Source organism: Burkholderia sp. Bp8963 (assembly GCF_003854275.1).
Classification (GTDB): Bacteria; Pseudomonadota; Gammaproteobacteria; order Burkholderiales; family Burkholderiaceae; genus Burkholderia.
Window position 1 is genome coordinate 94,031 of record NZ_QTQP01000007.1, and the last position, 22,842, is coordinate 116,872.

The following is a 22,842-nucleotide window of genomic DNA, read 5'->3' on the forward strand; positions in this document are numbered from 1 at the left end:
CGTATTGCGTCGAGGAAAGAATGACCGCCAGCCTTCCACTACGCGCCATTCAGCGGCAGACCGATGAGCGCATTTACGTCACCCAGCCGCATCTCGCGCCGCTGGACGAATTCATGCCGTTCCTGCAGAAGATCTGGGACAGCAAGGTGCTCACGAACGGCGGCCCGTTCCATCAGCAGCTGGAAAAGGCGTTGTGCGACTATCTGGGCGTGCAACACCTCGCGCTGTTCACCAACGGCACGCTGGCGCTCGTCACCGCATTGCAGGCGTTGCGCATCACCGGCGAGGTGATCACCACGCCCTATTCGTTCGTGGCGACGGCCCATTCGCTGCTCTGGAATGGCATCAAGCCCGTGTTCGTGGACGTCGCGCCCGACACGCTCAACCTCGACCCCGCAAAGATCGAGGCAGCCATCACGCCGCAGACCACCGCCATCATGCCGGTTCACTGCTACGGGCATCCGTGCGACGTGGACGCGATCCAGAAAATTGCCGACAACTACAACCTGAAGGTGATCTACGACGCCGCCCATGCGTTCGGCGTGGAGACCGATCGCGGCAGCGTGCTGCAACACGGCGACCTGTCGATCCTCAGCTTCCACGCGACGAAAGTGTTCAACACGTTCGAAGGCGGCGCGATCATCTGCCCCGATGCGAAGACCAAGCAGCGCATCGACCACCTGAAGAATTTCGGCTTCGTCGATGAAGTGACGGTCGTCGCGCCGGGCATCAACGGCAAGATGAGCGAAATCAACGCGGCGTTCGGCCTGCTGCAGCTGCGGCACATCGACGAAGCCCTCGCCCGCCGCAAGGCAATCGACGCGCAGTACCGCGCGATGCTGCGCGACATTCCGGGCATTCGCTGTCTGCCCGACGCGGGTGAGAAGGTGGCCAATTACGCGTATTTCCCGATTCTGGTCGAGGCCGACTATCCGCTCAGTCGCGATGCGCTGTACCAGAAGTTTCGCGACCACGACATCTATGCGCGCCGCTACTTCTATCCGCTGATCTCGGATTTCCCGATGTACCGGGGATTGCCGTCCGCCGATCGAACCAATCTGCCCGTCGCCGCCGGCGCCGCGCTGAAGGTGCTCTGCCTGCCGATCTATCCGGCCCTGTCAACCAGCGAACTCGAACGGATCGTCGGAATCATCGCGGATTGCTGACGATGAAGCTGGCGATCATGCAACCGTATCTGTTTCCGTACGTCGGCTATTTTCAGCTCGCCGCCGCGGTCGACAAATTCGTGTTCTACGACGACGTCGCGTTCATCAAGAACGGCTGGATCAATCGAAATCGCATCCTGCTCGGCGGGCACGCGCATTACCTGACGGTGCCGCTCGCCGGCGCCAGTTCGTCGCGCAGGATCGACGAAGTGCAGATCCAGCCGCGCGAACGCTGGCAGCCCAAGCTGCGCGAACTGCTGCGCCACGCGTATGCGAAGGCGCCGCATTACGTCGCCGTGACGGAACTCGTGGAAGGCATCCTGTCGCTCGAGACCGACTCGATCGCGCGGCTCGCCGCGCATGGCATCACGGAAACCTGCCGCTACATCGGCATCGCCCCCGCGTTCGTTGCGACCTCGACGCAGTATCGCAATGACTCGCTCAAGGGGCAGGCGCGGGTGCTGGACATTTGCGCGCGCGAACAGGCTCGCACCTACGTCAACCTGCCCGGCGGACGTGCGCTGTACGATCGTGCGAGCTTCGCCGCCGCCGACATCGATCTCGCGTTCGTCGAGCCCGAACTGCGTCCCTATCCGCAATACGGCGCGCCGTTCGTGCCGGGCCTGTCGATTCTGGACCTGCTGATGTTCAACCGGGTGGATGCGGTGCGGGCGATGCTGCTCGCCGGGGTGGCAGCATGATCGAAGACGCGATCGGCGGATATTTCGGACTCGAAATCGCGGGCGATCGACACGCATGCCACGCGAACGCATTGCGTTTTCAGTCCGCGCGCGCCGCATTCCTGGCACTGCTGCGTGCGCAACAACCGGCGGCCGTATGGGTGCCCTGGTATCTCTGCGACAGCATGCTCGAACCGCTGCAAACGACGGGCACGACGCTCAAGCGTTACGCGCTCGGGCACGACCTGAGCTGCCCGGACGTCGAACTCGGCGACGGCGAGTGGCTGCTGTACGTCAATTATTTCGGGATCTGCGACAGGCACGTCGACGACGTGCTGGCACGTCATCCGCGCACGCGCGTGGTGATCGACAACGCGCATGCGCTGTTCTCCGCGCCGCGCGATTGCCTCGCCACCGTCTACTCGCCGCGCAAATTCGTCGGCGTGCCGGATGGCGGCTACCTCGTCACGCAGTCGGCGGTGCCCGTGCCCGACGACATCGACGACGGCTCGATCGGACGCAGCCGGCACCTGCTCACACGCCTGGCGGCCGGCGCGGAAGCCGGTTATGCGGAGTACGCGGCCGCCGAGGCGAGCCTGCGCTGGCAGGCTCCGCTGCGCATGTCGCCGCTCACGCAACGCCTGCTGGCGGGCATCGATTACGACGCCGTGCGCGCCCGACGCGCGGCAAACTTCCGGTTTCTGCACGAATGCCTCGGGCACCGCAATCGCCTGGCGATACGCGTCGACGACGACGCGGCGCCGCTTTGCTATCCGTTTCTCGGCGCTCCCGCCGGGCTGCGCGACATGCTGCGCGCCCGCCGCATCTATACGCCGACCTACTGGCCGGACTTGAGCGACTCGCCCGACATGCCCGCGTTCGAACGCACGCTGCCGGAGACGACGCTCTTCCTGCCATGCGACCAGCGCCTGTCGGCCGCGCAGATGGCGCCGCTGACGCACCTGCTATTGGAGCAACTCGATCGATGAAGGACGAGATTTTCCTGCGCGAACTCGAGCGCACCGACCTTGCCGTGCTCAACGCGTGGCGCGCCGATCGTGAACTGGTCGGCATGCTGGGCAGCCCGTTCCGCTATGTGAACGCCGAGGTCGACGACACATGGTTCGACGCGTATCTGGCCGGCCGCAGTCGCACGGTGCGGCTCGCGATCTGCACCAGATCGACGCGCGCGATGGTCGGCGTCGCGTACCTGCTCGACATCGACTGGGTCAATCGCAGCGCGGAATTCGCGATCCAGCTCGGCGACGCGGCCGTGCGCGGCCGTGGCATCGGCACCGAGGCGACCCGCCTGGCGCTCCGCCACGCGTTCGACGACCTGAACCTGCACCGCATCTTCCTGACCGTGCTCGCGACCAACACGCACGCGATCGCGCTTTACGAAAAGGCGGGCTTTCGCGCGGAAGGCCAGTTGCGACAGGCGGCCTTCAAGGAAGGCCGCTATGTCGACGTTATTCCCATGGCGCTGCTGGCCACCGAGCGGCCGCCACTCGCCTGACCCCTCTTTGCGATCTCACTCATGCATCCTCCAATCGACACCCGTCATGGCGACGCGCTCGCGACCGCCGGCTGGACGGTGATCCCGGACCTGTTCGACACCGCGCTGATCGACGCGCTCTGCGACGCACTCGGCCCGTCGCTCGCACTGCGCGACGAAATCAGGCGCCGGAACGGGGTACAGGACAACGCGTCGGGCACCCTGCACCATCTGCTGAACGACAGCCCCTGCTATGTCGAATTGCTGGCGCGCTTCGCCGCGCTGGAACCGATGTTCCGCAAATTCCTCGGCGGCAACTTCATTCTGAATTCGTATGGCGGGGTGCTCAACGAACGCGATTCGCACGCGTATGTGCAGAACGTGCATCGCGACATCCGCTTCGGCTCCGATGAGCGGCGTTTCATGCTGAACGCACTCGTGATGCTCGACGATTTCACCACGCAGAACGGCGCGACCTATCTGTTGCCGCACTCGCAAACGCTGCAGGCGCGCCCGGATGACGAAGCTTTCTACGCCGGCGCCGCACGCGCGACCGGCACGCGGGGCTCGGTGCTGCTGTTCGACTCGCGCCTGTGGCATGCCGGCGGACGCAATCTGACGGACGCGCCACGCCGGGCGCTGACGCTCACCTTCACGAGCCCGTTCTTCAAGCCCCAGCTCGATTACGCACGGCTGTTCGGCTATCGCAACATCGAACGCTGCGACGCCTGGTTGCGCCAGGTGATCGGCTTCAACGCACGCGTCCCCGAAACGCTCGAGGAGTTTTACGTGCCGGTCGAGCAGCGCTTCTATCAACGTGGACAGGACTGATCACATGAGCCGGGATTACAACGCCGAAGCGAAAGACCACACGGACCACCGCTACGCGTACGACTTCGACTACCGGATGCACGAATACATGATCCGGACCTTCGAGCCGTTCCTGCAAAGCGGCAATGCGCTGGAATTGGGATGTTTCGAAGGCAATTTCACCCGGCTGGCGGCCCGACGCTTCGACAGCCTCGAGGTCGTCGAGGCATCGGGTGACTGCATCGCCGCAGCGGCGGCCAAGGTCGCCGAAACGGTGAAGTTTCACCACACGACGTTCGAAACGTTCGAGCCACAGCGACGATACGACAATATTTTCCTGATCCATACGCTCGAACACCTCGATCATCCGGTCGACGTGCTACGGAGGATTCGCGGGTGGCTGTCGGAGCATGGCCGGCTATTCGTGGCCGTGCCCAATGCGCGTGCTGCATCGCGGCAGATCGCGGTGCAAATGGGTTTGATCGATCACGCTGCTGCCGTGACGGCCGCGGAAGCGGCACATGGTCACCGCGTGACGTATTCGCTCGATACGCTCGGTGCGGACTTGCGCACCGCAGGGCTGCGGGCGACGACGACGGGTGGCGTCATGTTCAAGGGGCTCGCGAACTTCCAGATCGACGCAGCGCTGCAGGCCGGGATCATCAGCAATGCGTATCTGGATGGGTGCTTCGAGCTGGGGCGCGTGTATCCGGATCTTTGCTCGAGCGTTTATTCGATCTGTGAGCGCGGCTGAGAATCCCGTCACGCGCGGCGGGGGCATGGTTGTCGCCGATCGCTAGCAGCAGCACGACCAGCCGGTGGGCGCCGCCAACCTCGCCTGGTTGCTCGAACACCGTGGACAGCCGCCGGGCGCGCTCAGCCGATGCCGCTGGCGTCCTCGGCCACTGCCGCGTCGTGCGCTGCGTCGTCTGCTGAGTCGTCCGCCGCGTCGTAGGTCGCGTCATATGCCGCAAAACGCGCCGCGCACGCCTGCCGCACGCGCTCGGCCACCATGATCCAGGTGTCGTGGCGCCCGCGCCGGAACAAGCGCAGCGTGCCGGGATACCACGGCGTATCGTCCCGGTCGTGCATCCAGCGCCAGTCCACGTCCTGGTTCGGCAGCAGCACCCAGCAAGGCGTGCCGAGCGAAGCTGCCAGGTGCGCGGTCGACGTGTCGACGCTGATCACGAGATCGAGCTGCGCGACGATCGCGGCGGTGTCTGCGAAGTCGTCGAGGTCCGGGCCGAGATGCAGCAGTGGAAAGCCGGCGGGCGGATGGCGGGCCTCGTCCTCACCCTGCCCTTTCTGCAGGCTCACGAAACTGACGCCCGGCACGCTCCAGAGCGGTGCGAGCACGGCGAGCGACGGCAGCGAGCGGTGCGCGTCGTTGTGGTGTTTCGGGTTGCCCTTCCACACGAGGCCGATCCGCGGACCAGCCGGCAACGCGGCCAGCCGCGCGCGCCAGCGTTCGGCCCGGGCCCGGTCGACCGTGAGCCGCACCGGCGGCGGAATCGTGTCGAGCGTCGTGCCGAAGTGCAGCGGCGCGCTCAGGAGACTCGTCCAGCAGTCGAATTCCGCGACGCGTGCCGCCGCCGTGTGGTGGTCGAGCACCTCGTCGATGCCGTCGACGCGTTCCAGCAGCCGGTGCAGCGCGGGCTGGCACGCGAACACCACGCGCGCCGCGCGCTGTGCGATGAAGCCGGCCACGTAGCGGCTGAACTGCAGCATGTCGCCAAGGCCGTCCTCCTGCCAGACGAGGAGCGTCTTGCCCGCGAGCGGCTCGCCTTGCCACTGCGGGCAGTGCAGCATCTCGCGCGTGTGGCGGTGGACGAAGCCCGGATGCGCGTAGCGCGACTCGTAAAGCCGCCAGCCCTCGTCGAACCGGCCGAGGCCGAGCAGCAGCGTCGCCAGTCCGAAACCGGCATCGCCGTAATCGGCGCGCAGTTCGAGCGCGCGCCGGTACGCGCGCTCCGCGTCGTCGTGCCGGCCCGCATGCGCGAGCGCGACACCGAGGTTGTAGTGCACTTCGGCCAGTTCGGGCGCGAGTGCGAGCGCCTGCGCGAAGACGGCCGCCGCTTCGTCGTGGCGGCCGAGCGCACGCACGACGCAGCCGAGATTGTTGTGCGCATGCGCGAGGCCCGGACGGCAGCGGATCGCGTCGCGATACGCGTGTTCCGCGTCGGTCAGCCGATCCTGGTTCTGCAGCGCGATCCCGAGGTTGTAGTGCGCCTCCGGATGGTCCGGGCAGAGCGCGATCGCCTGCCGGCTGGCCGCCTCCGCTTCGGGCAGCCGCTTCAGGTCGACGAGCAGCGCACCGAGATTCGCGTGCGCGAGCGCGTGATCCGCCTGGACCGCGATCGCGAGCCGGTACGCGAGTTCCGCCTCGGGCAGTCGGCCGAGCGGCCGCAGCACGTTGCCGAGATCGTTCAGTGCGTCCGGGTATTGCGGTTCGAGCCCGAGCGCCAGCCCGAACGCGTGCTCGGCCTCGTCGAGCCGGCCAAGCGCCTCGAGCACCTTGCCGAGGCGGTGATGGTGCGGCGCCCGCACGGGGCGGACCGATGCAAGCTGGCGGCGGCATACGGCCTCGGCGTCGGCCAGCCGCCCGGACGACACGAGCAGTGCGCCGAGGCCGTCGTACGGCGGTTCGAAATCCGGCGCGGCGTCGAGCGCGCGCCGCCACCACGCTTCCGCGTCCGCCAGCCGGTTCAGGCCGAGCGCGCAGACTGCCGCGACATGCAGCGCCAGCACCGGCGCGGCCGCCGCGTCGAGCAGCGGTGCGACGAGCGACAACGCGTCGGCATGGCGCCCGTTCTGGCACAGGGCCGCGGCTTGTTGAACGCGGACGGAATCGTCGGGAGCGGGCGTCGTCATCGAAGGTTGGGGGCGCGGCGGGTCGTTGGTCGGGTCTGTCGGGCACGGCGCGGTGCGAAACGGCACGACAAGCGGCACGACAAGCTCGGTGCGTCGTACCGGCTTGCGTGTCGGTACGGACGGATTCGAATCGCAGGTTACCGAAGCGGGCACACGCGCGATGCGGTGAACTGAGTGCCTTCCGCGTGGCTGTTCGGGGGATCGGCCGGGTGGCCAGGATCGGCGATGGGCGGCATCGCGCGCGGGGACTTGGCTGGAGGCGCGCTACCTGCTCGAGTCACGGCGAATTGCCGTCACCGTCCTGCGAATACCCTCGGCCACCACACGGCTCAGCGTGAGCCGACGGTGCGGAGACGACTGCACAGGTGACGACGGCGCCGCCAACTACGGTCAGCAGCGCAACGGCAAGTAGGAAACTCTTCATCACGCGTTCCATGGCTTCTCCCCGGAGCGGCAGACATACACCGGAAGTCTAGTTTGGCTTGGGCCACGCACGAACGCGAGAACGACTGATGGAGGAGGAAACCGCTGAAAGCCTTGATGGCAATTGGCGCGCCCGGCTGGGATCGAACCAGCAACCCCTGCCTTCGGAGGGCAGTACTCTATCCATTGAGCTACGGGCGCCTGTGACAGTGCAACGACCCCAAAATACCTGGTCGCCCCACGATTGGCAAGACGGCAAGGATACCCTGTTTCAGATGACGCGTCCACCACACCCGCCGAATTGGCTGCGCGGCCGGCTTTCGTGCGGGTATTGTGCGGGTAAACACGCGCGACCCCACCGCTCGCCCTGATGTAAACGTTCCGTCTATAATCGTCCGTGCTTCTTTGCACAGCCATTTTGCCGTTGCACCGCTCACAATTCCTATTCACGGAGACGAGGCAAGTATGAGCGAAGCACCCCACAAATCTCCCGTCGCCAACCCCAAGCAACTGATCGCGCTGATCGTCGCGTCGTTCTTGATCCCGATCGTCTTCATCGTGCTGTTCGCCGACTACGCGAACCAGGCGTTCCGCCGGGGCGCGGGCACCGACGCGCTGTCCGCTGCAGAGGTCGCAAAGCGCATCGCGCCACTCGCGCAGGTCGACGTGAAGGACGCCAACGCGCCGCGCACCTACAAGACCGGCGAGGAAGTCTACAAGGCCGTCTGCATGGCCTGCCACGGCACGGGCGCGGCCGGCGCGCCGAAGTTCGGCAACAAGGATGACTGGGCGCCACGCATCTCGCAGGGCTTCGACACGCTGCTGAAGACCGCGCTGGCCGGCAAGGGCGCGATGCCCCCGCGCGGCGGCACGAGCCCCGACGACTACAGCGACTACGAGATCGCCCGCGCGATCGTCTACATGGCGAACAACGACGGCGCGAACTTCCCCGAACCGGCCGCGCCGGCCGCGAACGCGCAGCAGGCCGCGAGCGCCGCGCCCGCGTCGGGCGCCGAAGCCGCGAACCCGCAGGCCGCCGCGGCAATGGCCGCGATCGCCGCGATCCCGAAGGCAGGCGAAAAACCCGCGGCCGCGCCGACGAGCGCCGACGCCGCGTCCGCCGGCAAGGCGCTGTACACGCAGGTCTGCCAGGCCTGTCACGCAACCGGCGTGCTCAGTGCGCCGAAGTTCGGCAGCAAGGAAGACTGGGCGCCGCGCCTGAAGGACTCGATGGACACGGTCTACAACTACGCGTTGCACGGCAAGGGCGCGATGCCGCCGAAGGGCGGGTCGAACGCGTCGGACGCCGACGTGAAGGCAGCCGTCGACTATATGGTCAACGCGGCGAAGTAACGCCACCGTTCCTCAAACAAAAACCCCCGCGGTGTGCGAGCACCGCGGGGGTATTTGTTTGAGGGTCCACCTGGGCGACCCCACCCAGGCGGCACCATCACTTCTGCAACAGCGCCTTCAGGCTCGCCAGCCGGTCCTTCGGCGTCATCGGCGCCTCTTCGGGCGTGGGCGGCGGCGCGTCGTCGAGGCCCATCTCGGGGATGAAGCGCGACGGCTCGCAAACGACCGTCTCGCGCGCCCGCTTGCGCTTCTTGCACCAGTTCAGGTGCAGGCTGCGCTGCGCGCGCGTGATCGCGACGTACATCAGCCGGCGCTCTTCCTCGATCCGCTCGCTGTCGATCGGGCCGTCATCCTCGCTGCCGCCGCGGTGCGGCATGATCCCCTCCTCGACGCCGACGAGGAACACGTGCGGATACTCGAGCCCCTTCGACGCATGGACCGTCGACAGCCGCACCGCGTCCGGATCCTCCTCCTTGCCTTCGAGCATCGACATCAGCGCGACGGTCTGGATCAGGCCGAGCAGGTTCTTGCCGGTATCGGCGAGCCCGTCCGCGTTGTGAAAACCTTCCGCCTCGCCGTCGACAGCCTCCGCCGCCTCGGGCTTCGTGCCCTTGCGCTTCAGCCACTCGAGGAATTCGAGCACGTTCTGCCACTTCGACTGCGCCTGCCGTTCGTCGAACGCGTCATACAGGTACGCCTCGTAATGGATCGCCTCCATCATGTCGTCGAGCACGACGGTCGCGGGATCCTTGTCCGCGCGGTCGGTCAGGCGCTGGATGAAGTCGCAGAACATCCTGAGCGGCTCGACCTGCCGCGCGGACAGCCGCGCCTCGATCCCGCCCATGTAGACGGCCTCGAACAGCGACACCTTCGCCTGCCCCGCGAACGAGCCGAGCGCTTCCAGCGTCGTGTTGCCGATCCCGCGGCGCGGCGTGGTGACCGCGCGGATGAACGCGGGATCGTCGTCGGCGTTCGCGATCAGCCGCAGGTACGCGCACAGATCCTTGATCTCGGCCTTGTCGAAGAACGACTGGCCGCCCGACAGCACGTACGGGATCCGCTCGCGCCGCAGTACCTGCTCGAAGATCCGCGCCTGGAAGTTGCCGCGATACAGGATCGCGTAGTCGCGAAACTGCGCGCGCCGCTCGAACTTGTGCGCGGACAGCCGGAACACGACCGATTCGGCCTCGTGCTCCTCGTCGTTGCACGGCGTGACGGTGATCGAATCGCCCATCCCGTGCTCGGACCACAGCTTCTTCTCGAACAGCTTCGGGTTGTTCGCGATCACGTTGTTCGCGGCCGTCAGGATCCGCACCGTCGACCGGTAGTTCTGCTCGAGCTTGACCAGGTGCAGCTTCGGGAAATCCTTGCCGAGCTGCGCGAGGTTTTCCAGCGTCGCGCCGCGCCAGCCGTAGATCGCCTGGTCGTCGTCGCCCACCGCCGTGAACGCCGCGCGCGGACCCGCGAGCAGCTTCAGCAGCTCGTACTGGCACGCGTTGGTGTCCTGGTATTCGTCGATCAGCAGGTAGCGCAGCTTGTTCTGCCAGCGGTCGCGCACCTGCTCGTTCTTCGCGAACAGCTCGCTCGGCAGGCGGATCAGGTCGTCGAAGTCGACCGCCTGGTACGCGTGCAGCGTCGCGACGTAGTTGCGGTAGACGAGCGCGGCCTGGTGCTCGTCCTCGTTCGCGGCGATCGTCATCGCCTCCTCGGGCGTGACGAGGCCGTTCTTCCACAGCGAGATGGTGTTCTGGATCTTGCGGATCAGACCCTTGTCGGTCGTGCCGATCTGCTCCTGGATCATCCCGAAGCAGTCGTCCGAATCCATGATCGAAAACTGCGGCTTCAGGCCGACGTGCTCGGCCTCCTGGCGCAGGATCTGCACGCCGAGCGAGTGGAACGTGCAGACGGTGAGCTGGTTGACGGGCACCTTGCGGCCTTCCTTGCCGGGCGTGGTGAGCGTCTTGCCCTCGAGGAGCTTCGCCACGCGCTCGCGCATTTCGGCGGCCGCCTTGTTCGTGAACGTGACGGCGGCGATGTGGCGTGGCTCGAAGCCTTTGGCTTCGATCAGGTGCGCGATTTTCTGCGTGATCACGCGCGTCTTGCCGCTGCCCGCGCCGGCGAGCACGAGGCAGGGACCGTCGAGATAACGCACCGCTTCGTTCTGAGCGGGATTGAGGCCTGCAGACATGGTTGCGGATGGTGTTGCGGTTGACGGCTGGACGCCGGGAGGATGCCGCGCGCAGGGTGCCAGGTCGGGCATGCGGACGCGCGGGCAGGACGCGCATGTTAACACGCCCGCGCCGGCAGATTCCGGAGCCCCGCCGGACGGGGCTGTGCGGGCGGATGGCGACGCGCGCCCCTGTCCGTTCGGCCAATTCGGCTGCGCGCGCTTGCGATTGCGCGACAATGAGCGGGCGCATCGCATTGCACCCGCCCCCTATTCATATAGTGAGCATCACCGGATCGACACCATGGGATATCAGTTCGCCACCGCCGCGCTCGGCCCGCTGCTGCTCGTGCAGGGGCGTCATGTGCGCCGTGTCACCCCGCGCCTGCCGGAAGCCGACGGCCCGCGCAGCGGCGTGATGGGCGACGGCCCGCCGCTGCGCCTGCTCGTGCTCGGCGACTCGGCCGCCGCGGGGGTCGGCGTGACGTCGCAGCGCGACGCGTTCTCCGGGCAGCTCGCGAGCGCGCTCGCGCCGTTTCGCCAGGTGAGCTGGAAGCTGCTCGCACGCACCGGGATGACGACGCAGGATGTCGTCGACTGGCTCGCCGCCGAGCCCGCCGAACCGTTCGACGCAGCCGTCACGTCGCTCGGCGTCAACGACGTCACCGCGGGCGTGCCGCCGGCCCGCTGGCGCGCCGCGCAGGCGGCGCTCGTCGAGCTGCTGGCCGCGCGCTTCCGGATCGAACACGTGGTGTTGTCCGCGGTGCCGCCGATGGAGCGCTTTCCCGCGCTGCCGCAGCCGCTCAGGTGGTATCTCGGCCTGCGCGCGAAGCGGCTCAACGCGGCGCTCGCCGGGTGGGCCGCGACGCAGCCGCGCTGCACGTTCCTGCCGTGCGCGGTGCCGCTCGAGTCGCACCTGATGGCGGCCGACGGCTTCCATCCGGGCCAGGCGGCCTGTACGGCCTGGGCTGCGCAGGCCGCCATCGCACTGCGGCGTCGGCTCGACGGCTGAGCCGGGCCTGCGGGCGCCCCGCGTGCGCGCAGGCCTGCCCAGCGTGCAATACGCGTACCGATACGCATGCAATACCCGCGCCGAAATGCGCAAATCTGCGCACCGGCGCCGTGCCAAAATAGCCGGTCGTCGGCGCCGCCCCGGCGCCCGTCCTTTCGTTTCCGTTGTTGCCAAGGAGTGCCATGTCGTCTTTGCTCAAAATTGGTTTGATGGGTTTCGGATTTGCCGGCACGACGTTTCACGCGCCGGTGATCGCGGCGAGCGGCCGCACGCAGGTCGTCGCCATCGCCACCGGCCAGCCGGATCGCGCGCAGGCCGCGTATCCGGACGCCCGCGTCGTGGCCGATCTCGACACGCTGCTGAGTCTCGACGACATCGAATGCGTGGTGATCGCCACGCCGAACGACACGCACTTCCCGCTCGCGCGCCAGGTGCTCGACGCGGGCCGCCATGTCGTCGTCGACAAGCCCGTGACGCTCACGTCCGACGAGGCGCTCGCGCTCGCGCGGCTCGCGAATGCGCGCAGCCGCGTGTTCGCGCCGTTTCACAACCGCCGCTGGGACGGCGATTTCCTCACCGTGCGCCGCGTGGTCGACTCCGGCGAGCTCGGCCGCATCACATATGTCGAGTCGCACTTCGACCGCTTCCGGCCGCAACTGCGCACCCGCTGGCGCGAGGAGGCCGCGCGCGGCGGCGGCCTGCTGCTCGATCTCGGCCCGCACCTGATCGACCAGGCGCTCGCGCTGTTCGGCCTCCCGGAAACGGTGAACGCGACGGTCAAGGTCCGCCGCGACAACGGCTCGGCGCCCGATTTCGTGCATCTGCAGCTCGGCTATCCGGACAAGGACGTCGCGCTGCATGCGAGCGCGCTGTCGGCGATCGAGCCGCCGCGCTTCACGCTGCACGGCACCCGCGGCAGCTACCAGAAGTTCGGGCTCGACACGCAGGAAGACCAGCTCAAGGCGGGCCTCACGCCCGACCACGTCGAATTCGGCGGCGGCAACCCGCCCGGCTTGCTCCGCGTGCTCGACGGCGACGTCGAGACCGAGCGGCCGGTGCCGACGCTCGACGGCCAGTACGCGGAGTTCTACCGCGCGCTCGCCGCGTCGATCCATGACGGCGCGCCGTTCCCGGTCACCCCGCAGGATGCGGTCGACGTGATGACGATCATCGAGCTCGCCGCGCAAAGCGAGCACGAAGGCCGCCGCCTGCCGTTCGTGCGCAAGATGATCTGAGCCGGCCCGCCCCGCTCGATGCCGCCAGAACAATCCGTTACAAATGGCGCGGGAACGAAAGTCATCGATGCCCGTGTCTGACGCGTTTTTCAAAAAAGTCGATCCGACACCAAACCGCAGGAGAATGTGATGCAACGGTTGATTCGCGCGGCAGTGTGCTGCGCCCTGGTTTCCTCGCTCGCGGCGTGCATCGTCGCGCCGCCGCAGCAAGCTCGTCCGGCGCCGCGCCCCGCACCCGCGCCGCAAGTGAATCCGCAAGTCGTCGGCTACGAGCGCATGCAGCAGATCCAGGGCCGGATCGACAACCTGCACCGCCGGGTCGACGCGCGCGTCAACGGCGGCTACTACCCGCCGCCGTACGGTGCGCAGCTCCATCACCGCCTCGACGTGATCCGCCAGGAATCGAACGACATGGGGGCGCAGCACGGCGGCGGCCTGTCGGGCGACGAGCAGCGCGTGCTGAATCAGGAACTCGACACAGCGGCACGCGCGATCGGCGAGTGACGCCGGCGCGAGCCGGGAAAACGGCGGCGGCGCGCAGCCGCCGCTTGTTTCGAAGCGACATCGATTTGCCCAAATTGACAAGGCTTCCGGGCTCGCGTACAGTCGCCCGCACGCGTCGGGAGAGCGCGTGACGGCGTTGCAGCAACGCCGGTCGCGCCGCCGAAGGGGCACACCCGCAAACTCTCAGGCAAAAGGACCGGCCGCGTCGAAGCATCCCGCCTGTGCATGTCACAGGCCGCGATCTTCGCACTCTGGAGAGCGGCAGTAGCCCGTTGCGCGAATGCAGCTCGGGCAGGCTGCCCACCGAAGGGGCGCGCGTTCGTAGGGCCTGGCCCGCGGCGCAATCTCTCAGGTATCGAGGACAGAGGGGCATATACATGACCGCCCGCAGGCTCAAGGCCGCGGCGGTCGGCACATCGCCGTATTGTCCCGCGCGCAAGCGCCTTGCCTGAGGCCTCGATGACTGCACTCAAACATACCCCGCTCAACGCCGCGCACCGCGCGCTCAACGCCCGCATGGTCGATTTCGGCGGCTGGGACATGCCCGTCAACTACGGCTCGCAAATCGAAGAACACCAGGCCGTGCGCACCGACGCCGGCATGTTCGACGTGTCGCACATGTGCGTCGTCGATTTCACCGGCAGCCGCGTGCGCGCGTTCTTCGAGCACGCGATCGCGAACAACGTCGGCAAGCTCAAGACGCCCGGCAAGGCGCTCTACTCGTGCCTGCTCAATCCGCAGGGCGGCGTCATCGACGACCTGATCGTCTATTACTTCACCGAGGATTTCTTCCGTGTCGTCGTCAACGCCGGCACCGCGGAGAAAGACATCGCGTGGTTCAACCAGCTCAACGAACAGGACGGCTACGGCGTCACGATCACGCCGCGCCGCGATTTCGCGATCGTCGCGGTGCAGGGCCCGAACGCCCGTGAAAAAGCCTGGACGACGATCCCCGCCGCACGCGCCGCGACGAGCGAGCTGAAGCCGTTCAATGCCGCGCAGGTCGCGGGCACGCCGTTCGGCGATCTGACCGTCGCACGCACCGGCTACACCGGCGAGGACGGTTTCGAGGTGATCGTCCCGGCCGCGCATGTCGAAGCACTGTGGAACGCACTGCAACAAAACGGCGTGCGCCCGTGCGGGCTCGGCGCGCGCGACACGCTGCGCCTCGAGGCCGGCATGAACCTGTACGGCCAGGACATGGACGACACCGTGTCGCCGCTCGACGCGGGCCTCGCGTGGACGGTCGACCTGTCGACGCCGCGCGCATTCATCGGCCGCGACGTGCTCGAGCGCGACGGCTCGCGCGCCGCGTTCGTCGGCCTGATCCTGCAGAAGGAAAACGGCAAGGCGGGCGGCGTGCTGCGCGCGCACCAGAAAGTCGTCACGCCGCACGGCGACGGCGAGATCACGAGCGGCACCTTCTCCCCGTCGATGCAGGAATCGATCGCGTTCGCGCGCGTGCCGGCGGCCGTGCAGATCGGCGACCTCGTGCAAGTGCAGATTCGCGACAAGCAACTTCCCGCTCGCGTGGTAAAACTGCCGTTCGTGCGCAACGGCAAGGTCCTCGCTGCGTAACGGGCCGGGCGGCATGGCGCCCGGCGACCCACACCCGGCGCACCGCCACGGTGCGCCAGAACGAAGAATCACACCCTTTCTATTCAGGAGCATCCGATGAGCAACGTCCCGGCCGATCTGAAGTACACCGACGAACACGAGTGGATCCGCACCGAAGCCGACGGCACGCTGACGATCGGCATCACCGATCACGCGCAGAGCACGCTCGGCGACATCGTCTTCCTCGAGCTGCCGAAAGTCGGCTCGCAGGTGAAGGCAGGCGACGCCGTGGGCGTCGTCGAATCGGTGAAAGCCGCGTCGGACATCTACTCGCCGGTGACCGGCGAAGTGGTCGCGATCAACACGGAAGTGGCCGACACGCCGGAAGACGTGAATGGCGACGCGTACGACGCATGGCTGTTCAAGATCAAGCTCGCGCCCGGCGCATCGACCGACAGCCTGCTCGACGCAGCTGCTTACGAGAAGCTGGTCGGCTAAGCCAACCCTTTACAAATCGCGCGGCGCGCCGGCCCGGCAGCACGGGCCCAGCCCCGCGTGAGGCCCGAGTCAGCGCTAGAGCGCTGGCTCTGGGTGACCGCAAAGCATGAGACCAGGGTTAGCGCCGAAATGCCAACTCCGGTCGACCGCGAAGCATGGGATCGGAGTAGGCGCTGAAGCGCCAACTCCGATCGACACAGGACCACCATGAAGCTCGAACACCCGGACCGCCTGATGAACCGCACGCCCCTCTCGCTCGCCGCGCTCGAAACGCACGACGCGTTCGCCGAACGCCATATCGGCCCCGACGCCGCCAGCCAGCAGGCAATGCTCGACACGCTCGGCTTCGCGTCGCGCGCCGCCCTGATCGACGCCGTGATTCCCGCATCGATCCGCCGCGCGGAAACGCTGCCGCTCGGCCCGTTCGCGCAACCGAAGAGCGAAGCCGAGGCGCTCGCCGCGCTGCGCGAGCTCGCGGACAAGAACCAGGTGTTCCGCTCGTACATCGGCCAGGGCTACTACGACTCGCACACCCCGGCGGTGATCCTGCGCAACGTGCTCGAAAACCCGGCGTGGTACACGGCCTATACGCCGTACCAGCCTGAAATTTCCCAGGGCCGCCTCGAGGCGCTCCTGAACTTCCAGCAGATGGTTGCCGACCTGACGGGCCTCGCGATCGCGAACGCTTCGCTGCTCGACGAGGCGACCGCCGCGGCCGAGGCGATGACGCTGCTGCAGCGCGTCGGCAAGCCGAAGACGAACATCTTCTACGTCGCCGACGACGTGCTGCCGCAGACGCTCGAAGTGATCCGCACCCGCGCGCTGCCGGTCGGCATCGAGGTCAAGACGGGCCCCGCCGCCGATGCCGCGCAGTCGAATGCGTTCGGTGTGCTGCTGCAATACCCGGGCGTGAACGGCGACGTGCGCGACTACCGCGCGCTCACCGAAGCGATCCACGCCGCCGGCGGCCACGTGGTCGTCGCGGCCGACATCCTCGCGCTGACCGTGCTGACGCCGCCCGGCGAATGGGGCGCGGACGTCGCGGTCGGCAACACGCAGCGCTTCGGCGTGCCGATGGGCTTCGGCGGCCCGCACGCCGCGTACCTCGCGGTGCGCGACGAATTCAAGCGCCAGATGCCGGGCCGCCTCGTCGGCGTGACCGTCGACGCGCAGGGCAAGCCCGCGCTGCGCCTTGCGCTGCAGACGCGCGAACAGCATATCCGCCGCGAGAAGGCGACGTCGAACGTGTGTACCGCGCAGGCGCTGCTCGCGATCATGGCGAGCATGTACGCGGTCTATCACGGCCCGCACGGCCTGAAGACGATCGCGCTGCGCGTGAACCGCATCGCGGCGCTCGTCGCGGCCGGCGTGAAGCAGCTCGGCTTCGCGACCGTCAACGACACGTTCTTCGACACGCTGACGATCGATACCGGCGCGCGCACCGCGCAAATCCACGCGCTCGCGACCGCAAAGCGCGTCAACCTGCGCCGCGTGAGCGACACGCAGGTCGGCATCTCGGTCGACGAGACGACGACCCGCGGCGACCTCGCCGACCTGCTCGCCATCTTCGCGCAGGCCGCGGGCGGCACCGCGCCCGACGTCGACGCGCTCGACGCGGGCCTCGCCGGCACGGCCGCGCTGCCGGCCGGCCTCGAACGCACGAGCGCATACCTGACGCACCACGTGTTCAACCGCCACCATTCGGAAACCGAAATGCTGCGCTACCTGCGCAGCCTGTCGGACAAGGATCTCGCGCTCGACCGCTCGATGATCCCGCTCGGCTCGTGCACGATGAAGCTGAACGCGACGTCGGAAATGCTGCCCGTCACGTGGCCCGAATTCGGCCGGATCCACCCGTTCGCGCCGGCCGAGCAGACGGTCGGCTACCGCGAGATGATCGACCAGCTCGAGCAGATGCTCGTCGCGGCAACCGGCTACGCAGCCGTGTCGCTGCAGCCGAACGCGGGCTCGCAGGGCGAGTACGCGGGCCTCTTGATCATCCACGCGTACCACGCATCGCGCGGCGAAAGCCACCGCGACGTGTGCCTGATCCCGGCATCCGCGCACGGCACGAACCCGGCATCGGCACACATGGCCGGCATGAAGGTCGTCGTCGTCGCGTGCGACGCGCAGGGCAACGTCGACATCGCCGACCTGAAGGCGAAGGCCGACGAGCATGCGAACGACCTCGCGGCGATCATGATCACGTATCCGTCGACGCACGGCGTGTTCGAGCAGAACGTCCGCGAGATCTGCGAGATCGTGCATGCGCACGGCGGCCAGGTGTACGTCGACGGCGCGAACATGAACGCGATGGTCGGCCTGACCGCGCCGGGCCAGTTCGGCGGCGACGTGTCGCACCTGAACCTGCACAAGACCTTCTGCATCCCGCACGGCGGCGGCGGCCCGGGCGTCGGCCCGGTCGCGGTCGGCGCGCACCTCGCGAAGTTCCTGCCGAACCAGCGCTCGACCGGCTACACGCGCGGCGAGGAAGGCATCGGCGCGGTGTCGGCCGCGCCGTACGGTTCCGCATCGATCCTGCCGATCTCGTGGATGTACATCGCGATGATGGGCGCGAAGAACCTGACCGCCGCGACGGAAACCGCGATCCTCAACGCGAACTACATCGCGAAGCGCCTCGCGCCGCACTACCCGGTGCTGTATTCGGGCCCGGGCGGGCTGGTCGCGCACGAGTGCATTCTCGACCTGCGTCCGATCAAGGATTCGAGCGGCATCAGCGTCGACGACGTCGCGAAGCGCCTGATGGACTACGGCTTCCACGCGCCGACGATGAGCTTCCCGGTGCCGGGTACGCTGATGGTCGAGCCGACCGAATCGGAATCGCAGGAGGAACTCGACCGCTTCATTGCCGCGATGATCGCGATCCGCGACGAAATCCGTGCAGTCGAGGAAGGCCGCGCCGACCGCGAGGACAACCCGCTGCGTCACGCGCCGCACACGGCCGCCGTGGTTACCGCGAACGAGTGGCCGCACGCGTATTCGCGCGAGCAGGCCGCGTACCCGGTCGAGTCGCTCGGCACGAACAAGTACTGGCCGCCCGTCGGCCGCGCGGACAACGCCTATGGCGACCGCAACCTGTTCTGCTCGTGCGTGCCGATGTCGGAATACGCGTAACGCAGGCCGCGCCGGAGCCGCCCGATGGTGCATCGCACCGCACGCAACCCGCGTTGCGTGCGGTTTTTGCATTCGTCGGGCGAACCGGCTCACGTTCGTCCGTCAATCCGGCTAACATCACACGCGATCCAGCCAATGAAGGAGTTCTGCATGGTGCGTACGATGTTTCCGGGCCGCGAATTAACGCACATGCGACGGCACATGCGGTGGTGCATGCGCGTCCGCACGTTCGTGCCGGCGCTCGTCGCGTCGCTGTCGATCGCCGCTGCCGGTCTCGGCACGGCGGGCACGGCGCGCGCCGCGATGAATTTCTGCGCGGCGCCCGCGCTGCAGTCGAGCGAGACGACCCAGGCCGAGCCGGGCGTGCAGGCGCTGATCCGCGGCGTCGACGCGCATCTCGGCGAGCAGCCGAAGGCGCTGCCGCGCGTGCACACCGAAGGCACGCTGCCGCACGAAGGCATCTACGACCAGAGCGTCGCCGCGATGAAGGACATGGACCTGATGCGCGACGCGGCGCTCGCGTGGCGCGTGACCAACGATCCGCGCTACCTGCAGTTCGTCGACCGCTTCCTGTCCGCGTGGGTCGCGACCTACCAGCCGGGCTTCAACCCGATCGACGAGACCCGTTTCGACAGCCTGATCCTGGCCTACGACATGACCGCGAGCGCGCTGCCGGTCAAGACCCGCAACGCGGCGTCGGCGTTCATCGCGAAGCTCGGCGCCGGCTACGTCGCACAGATCGACGCGCAGAAGCGCCCGCTCACGGGCACCTGGCGCAACAACTGGCAGAGCCACCGGATCAAGCTGATCGCACTGTCCGCGTTCACGCTCGGCGATCGCAAGATGATGAACGCCGCGCAGCGCCTGTTCGTCGAGCATCTCGCCGACAACATCGCCGCGGACGGCACGACCTACGACTTCACGGAGCGCGATGCGCTGCACTACGCGGTGTACGACCTGCAGCCGCTCGTGACCGCCGCGCTCGCCGCGCGCCGCTTCAACCGCAACTGGCTGCGCGAAAGGGGCGCGAACGGTGCGACGCTCGCGGCAGCGCTCGACTGGCTCGCGCCGTATGCGCGCGGCGAGAAAACGCATGAGGAATTCGTGCATTCGCCGGTCGCGTTCGACGCGAAGCGGCGCGAAGCCGGCATTCCTGGCTATACGGGGCAGTGGGACCCGAAAAACGCCACCGAACTCTTTCATCTGGCCGCGCGGCTCGACGGGCGCTACGCCCGCGTCGCGCAGCAGCTTTCCCCGATGCCGCCCGCATGGCTAGCCGCGTGCTTGCCGCTGCAGGCGCGCTAGAATTCTTACAGTAAGGCAGGAAACAAAATGGCAGTCAGCGTGTTTGACCTCTTCAAGATCGGCATCGGCCCGTCCAGTTCGCACACGGTCGGCCCGATGCGCGCCGCGCTGATGTTCGTCCAGGGCCTCGAGCGCGACGGGCAGCTCGACGCGACCGCGAACGTGAAAGTCGAGCTGTACGGCTCGCTCGGCGCGACCGGCAAGGGCCACGGCACCGACCGCGGTGTGATGCTCGGCTTGCTCGGCGACGCACCCGACACCGTCGATCCCGAAACGATCGCCGCCCGCCTCGAAGCCGTGCGAACGTCGAAGACGCTCGCGCTGCTCGGCAAGCATCCGGTTCCGTTCGTCCTCAAGGAGCACATCGCGTTCTACCGCCAGGCGCTGCCCGAGCATCCGAACGGAATGAAGCTGCGCGCGACCGACGCGAGCGGCGCGGTGCTGGTCGAGCGCACCTACCTGTCGGTCGGCGGCGGCTTCGTCGTGACGGCCGGCGCGCCGAACACGAAGGTGTTGAGCGCGGCCGAGCAGATGACGCATCCGTTCAGCAACGGGGCGGAACTGCTCGCGCTGACCGAAAAGACCGGCAAGTCGATCGCGCAGCTGATGTGGGAAAACGAGCGCGCGTGGCACACCGAGGAAGAGACGCGCGACGGCCTGCTGAAGATCTGGAGCGTGATGCAGTCGTGCGTGTCGCGCGGCTGCGGGATCGGCAACCCGGACGCCGACGGCAACCTGCCCGGCCCGTTCCAGGTCAAGCGCCGCGCGCCGCAGCTGTACCGCACGCTGACGGGCAGCCCGGAGCGCGCGCTGCAGGATCCGCTGTCGATGATCGACTGGATCAACCTGTACGCGATCGCGGTCAACGAGGAAAACGCGGCCGGCGGGCGCGTCGTCACCGCACCGACCAACGGCGCGGCGGGCATCATCCCGGCCGTGCTGCACTACTACACGCGCTTCACGCCGGGCGCGAACGAACAGGGCGTGATCGACTTCCTGCTGACGGCCGCCGCAATCGGCGTCCTGTACAAGCTGAACGCGTCGATCTCCGGCGCGGAAGTCGGCTGCCAGGGCGAAGTCGGGGTCGCATGCTCGATGGCGGCAGGCGCGCTCGCCGCAGTGCTCGGCGGCACGCCGCGCCAGGTCGAGAACGCGGCCGAGATCGGCATGGAGCACAACCTCGGCCTCACCTGCGACCCGGTCGGCGGGATGGTGCAGATCCCGTGCATCGAGCGCAACGCGATGGCGTCGGTGAAGGCCGTCAACGCGGCGCGCATGGCGCTGCGCGGCGACGGCACGCATTACGTGTCGCTCGATTCGGTGATCAAGACGATGCGCGAAACCGGCGCGGACATGAAGACGAAGTACAAGGAAACGTCGCGCGGCGGGCTGGCCGTGAATATCGTCGAGTGCTGAGCGGGTTGCGTGACGGTGTTATGGCCACTGCCGTCGCGCATGCAGCACGCGGAGTATTTCGACGATGCGCTCCGCGTGCCGGATGCGGTACACGAGCAGGTAGTTCGGCGCGATCACCAGCTCGCGCGTGCCGGGGACGCGCCCCGGCCGGTACAGCTCCGCATGAATCGGTAGCGCGTTGGCCCGTTCCTCAAGCAGCTCGTCCAGCTCGAGCGCCGCTGCAGGGTTGTCCTGGCCGATGGTGTCCATGATCGCGGCACGATCCTCGCACGCTTGCGGATTCCAGTGCAGCGCAAGGATCAAACGTTACCTCGTTGCTTCGCGATCCTTTCGCGCAACGCGTCGCGGCGCAGCGCGAACTCGGCCTTGACCTCGGCGTCGGGAATGGACGGGCGCGGATCGTCGAGCGCTTGCTGTACCTGTTCGCGGACCCAGCGATCATAAGCGGCCGCCTCGTGTGCCGCCTTCAGCGCGGCTGCTCGATCGGGCCTCGTCGCCCGGTCGGCAGCATCGGGATTGAACCCCGACGCATCCACATCGAACTGGCTGATACCGATGTCTCGCAGGAAACCGACCAGCGTTTCGAATCGGCGAAACACACGCACATCGCCGCGCTTGGCCGACAGGAAACGCTCGGTCGCGCCATAGCGCGCCGCGACGGACCAGCCATTGCCGTGGCCGACCACGTGCGCGGCGCACACCGCGCCAGCCTCGACGAGTTGCGTGAGCGTTTTCTGGTCGATTGTTTCGGTTGCCATGGTGAGCCTCGACTTCCTCGATAATTCGGAGGAGATTTTACTATTGAACGCACGCCCAATTTATTGTTAATTGGGAGAACGCGATGTTGCAGACTGTATCGAGTCGAGTATGTAACGCGACATCACACGCCTCCACGTTCAGCCTGCTCCTGATCACCGCGCCCCTCGGCCATGAAATCCGGCCCGAATTTCGCGAGCTTTTCGAGCGCCCCAGCCAGTGGCCTCCGTGCCGGTCGAATGCGAATTTCATCGCCGACACGTTGGATCTCGAGTTCAATATCGCTACGTTCGTAGGCAAGGTCCGCAGGAATCTGTACGACCTGCGAGTTGCCGTCCCGAAACACTCTGGCGGTACGCATGCTCATCTGCAAGACCATGTAAATCCTTGCATACATTGCCCGTCATCCAGCCGGCGCGCAACTCGACCGGATGGCCGACATTGACACGTGAGCGAACG

General features: G+C 67.3%; 20 protein-coding genes, 1 tRNA gene and 2 riboswitches. Of the genes, 15 read left to right on the forward strand and 6 right to left on the reverse strand.

What is annotated here, in order from left to right:
- Positions 1–20: 20 nt before the first annotated feature.
- The 6 genes from vioA to DID96_RS08200 are packed head-to-tail and all read left to right on the forward strand — an operon-like array spanning position 21 to position 4,905.
- Complete coding sequence (gene vioA, locus DID96_RS08175; RefSeq protein ID WP_124598854.1) at positions 21–1,166, forward strand: dTDP-4-amino-4,6-dideoxy-D-glucose aminotransferase VioA; 1,146 nt, start codon at positions 21–23, stop codon at positions 1,164–1,166.
- Between the two features lie 2 nt (positions 1,167–1,168).
- Entirely contained in the window at positions 1,169–1,867 is a 699-nt protein-coding gene (locus DID96_RS08180; protein ID WP_124598855.1) for a WbqC family protein, read from the forward strand.
- The gene (locus DID96_RS08185) at positions 1,864–2,835 is read left to right on the forward strand and encodes a hypothetical protein (RefSeq protein WP_124598856.1); all 972 of its coding nucleotides are present in this window, start codon (positions 1,864–1,866) and stop codon (positions 2,833–2,835) included. Before DID96_RS08180 ends, DID96_RS08185 begins: the two co-directional genes overlap by 4 nt.
- Entirely contained in the window at positions 2,832–3,362 is a 531-nt protein-coding gene (locus DID96_RS08190; protein ID WP_124598857.1) for a GNAT family N-acetyltransferase, read from the forward strand. The genes DID96_RS08185 and DID96_RS08190 overlap by 4 nt, the downstream gene beginning before the upstream one ends.
- 21 nt (positions 3,363–3,383) lie before the next feature.
- On the forward strand, positions 3,384–4,172 hold the full coding sequence (locus DID96_RS08195; RefSeq protein ID WP_124598858.1) for a phytanoyl-CoA dioxygenase family protein: 789 nt from the start codon (positions 3,384–3,386) through the stop codon (positions 4,170–4,172).
- A gap of 4 nt (positions 4,173–4,176) precedes the next feature.
- Positions 4,177–4,905, forward strand: coding sequence for a bifunctional 2-polyprenyl-6-hydroxyphenol methylase/3-demethylubiquinol 3-O-methyltransferase UbiG (locus DID96_RS08200; protein WP_124598859.1), 729 nt, complete (start codon positions 4,177–4,179; stop codon positions 4,903–4,905).
- A 122-nt stretch (positions 4,906–5,027) separates the two neighbouring features.
- Here DID96_RS08200 and DID96_RS08205 read toward each other — a convergent pair whose 3' ends face one another.
- Both DID96_RS08205 and DID96_RS08210 read right to left on the reverse strand, forming a co-directional pair.
- Complete coding sequence (locus DID96_RS08205; RefSeq protein WP_124598860.1) at positions 5,028–7,022, reverse strand: tetratricopeptide repeat protein; 1,995 nt, start codon at positions 7,020–7,022, stop codon at positions 5,028–5,030.
- Between the two features lie 548 nt (positions 7,023–7,570).
- A tRNA-Arg gene (locus DID96_RS08210) sits at positions 7,571–7,646 on the reverse strand.
- A gap of 264 nt (positions 7,647–7,910) precedes the next feature.
- On the opposite strand from DID96_RS08210, the gene DID96_RS08215 reads away from it, so the two are divergent.
- Positions 7,911–8,798 (forward strand): cytochrome c5 family protein, encoded by an 888-nt coding sequence (locus DID96_RS08215; protein ID WP_124598861.1) that lies wholly within the window; start codon positions 7,911–7,913, stop codon positions 8,796–8,798.
- Positions 8,799–8,895: 97 nt separating this feature from the next.
- Here DID96_RS08215 and DID96_RS08220 read toward each other — a convergent pair whose 3' ends face one another.
- Positions 8,896–10,986 (reverse strand): UvrD-helicase domain-containing protein, encoded by a 2,091-nt coding sequence (locus DID96_RS08220; RefSeq protein ID WP_124598862.1) that lies wholly within the window; start codon positions 10,984–10,986, stop codon positions 8,896–8,898.
- A gap of 283 nt (positions 10,987–11,269) precedes the next feature.
- Here DID96_RS08220 and DID96_RS08225 point away from each other — a divergent pair, with 283 nt between their 5' ends.
- From DID96_RS08225 to DID96_RS08260, 8 genes are all read left to right on the forward strand, one after another.
- Positions 11,270–11,977: an SGNH/GDSL hydrolase family protein gene (locus tag DID96_RS08225; RefSeq protein ID WP_124598863.1), complete on the forward strand. Its 708-nt coding sequence runs from the start codon at positions 11,270–11,272 to the stop codon at positions 11,975–11,977.
- Positions 11,978–12,159: 182 nt separating this feature from the next.
- Positions 12,160–13,212 carry an oxidoreductase gene (locus tag DID96_RS08230; RefSeq protein ID WP_124598864.1) on the forward strand — a complete coding sequence of 351 codons (1,053 nt, stop codon included), beginning with the start codon at positions 12,160–12,162 and terminating at the stop codon, positions 13,210–13,212.
- A 129-nt stretch (positions 13,213–13,341) separates the two neighbouring features.
- A complete protein-coding gene (locus DID96_RS08235; protein WP_124598865.1) occupies positions 13,342–13,716 on the forward strand; it encodes a hypothetical protein in 375 nt (124 codons plus the stop codon).
- A gap of 106 nt (positions 13,717–13,822) precedes the next feature.
- Positions 13,823–13,926, forward strand: a riboswitch (glycine riboswitch).
- A gap of 31 nt (positions 13,927–13,957) precedes the next feature.
- A riboswitch (glycine riboswitch) is annotated at positions 13,958–14,091 on the forward strand.
- A gap of 84 nt (positions 14,092–14,175) precedes the next feature.
- Positions 14,176–15,294 (forward strand): glycine cleavage system aminomethyltransferase GcvT, encoded by a 1,119-nt coding sequence (gene gcvT, locus DID96_RS08240; RefSeq protein WP_124598866.1) that lies wholly within the window; start codon positions 14,176–14,178, stop codon positions 15,292–15,294.
- Between the two features lie 96 nt (positions 15,295–15,390).
- A complete protein-coding gene (gene gcvH / locus DID96_RS08245) occupies positions 15,391–15,771 on the forward strand; it encodes a glycine cleavage system protein GcvH (protein WP_124598867.1) in 381 nt (126 codons plus the stop codon).
- Positions 15,772–15,978: 207 nt separating this feature from the next.
- On the forward strand, positions 15,979–18,906 hold the full coding sequence (gcvP, locus tag DID96_RS08250) for an aminomethyl-transferring glycine dehydrogenase (RefSeq protein ID WP_124598868.1): 2,928 nt from the start codon (positions 15,979–15,981) through the stop codon (positions 18,904–18,906).
- A 150-nt stretch (positions 18,907–19,056) separates the two neighbouring features.
- A complete protein-coding gene (locus tag DID96_RS08255; protein WP_124598869.1) occupies positions 19,057–20,211 on the forward strand; it encodes an alginate lyase family protein in 1,155 nt (384 codons plus the stop codon).
- A 27-nt stretch (positions 20,212–20,238) separates the two neighbouring features.
- Positions 20,239–21,627, forward strand: coding sequence for an L-serine ammonia-lyase (locus DID96_RS08260; RefSeq protein ID WP_124598870.1), 1,389 nt, complete (start codon positions 20,239–20,241; stop codon positions 21,625–21,627).
- Between the two features lie 18 nt (positions 21,628–21,645).
- Here DID96_RS08260 and DID96_RS08265 read toward each other — a convergent pair whose 3' ends face one another.
- The 3 genes from DID96_RS08265 to DID96_RS08275 all read right to left on the reverse strand — a co-directional run bounded on the left by DID96_RS08265 (position 21,646) and on the right by DID96_RS08275 (position 22,744).
- Positions 21,646–21,930 (reverse strand): type II toxin-antitoxin system RelE/ParE family toxin, encoded by a 285-nt coding sequence (locus tag DID96_RS08265; protein WP_124598871.1) that lies wholly within the window; start codon positions 21,928–21,930, stop codon positions 21,646–21,648.
- Positions 21,927–22,385 carry a hypothetical protein gene (locus DID96_RS08270; RefSeq protein ID WP_124598872.1) on the reverse strand — a complete coding sequence of 153 codons (459 nt, stop codon included), beginning with the start codon at positions 22,383–22,385 and terminating at the stop codon, positions 21,927–21,929. Before DID96_RS08270 ends, DID96_RS08265 begins: the two co-directional genes overlap by 4 nt.
- Before the next feature lie 122 nt (positions 22,386–22,507).
- Complete coding sequence (locus DID96_RS08275) at positions 22,508–22,744, reverse strand: antitoxin (protein ID WP_124598873.1); 237 nt, start codon at positions 22,742–22,744, stop codon at positions 22,508–22,510.
- Positions 22,745–22,842: the final 98 nt, after the last annotated feature.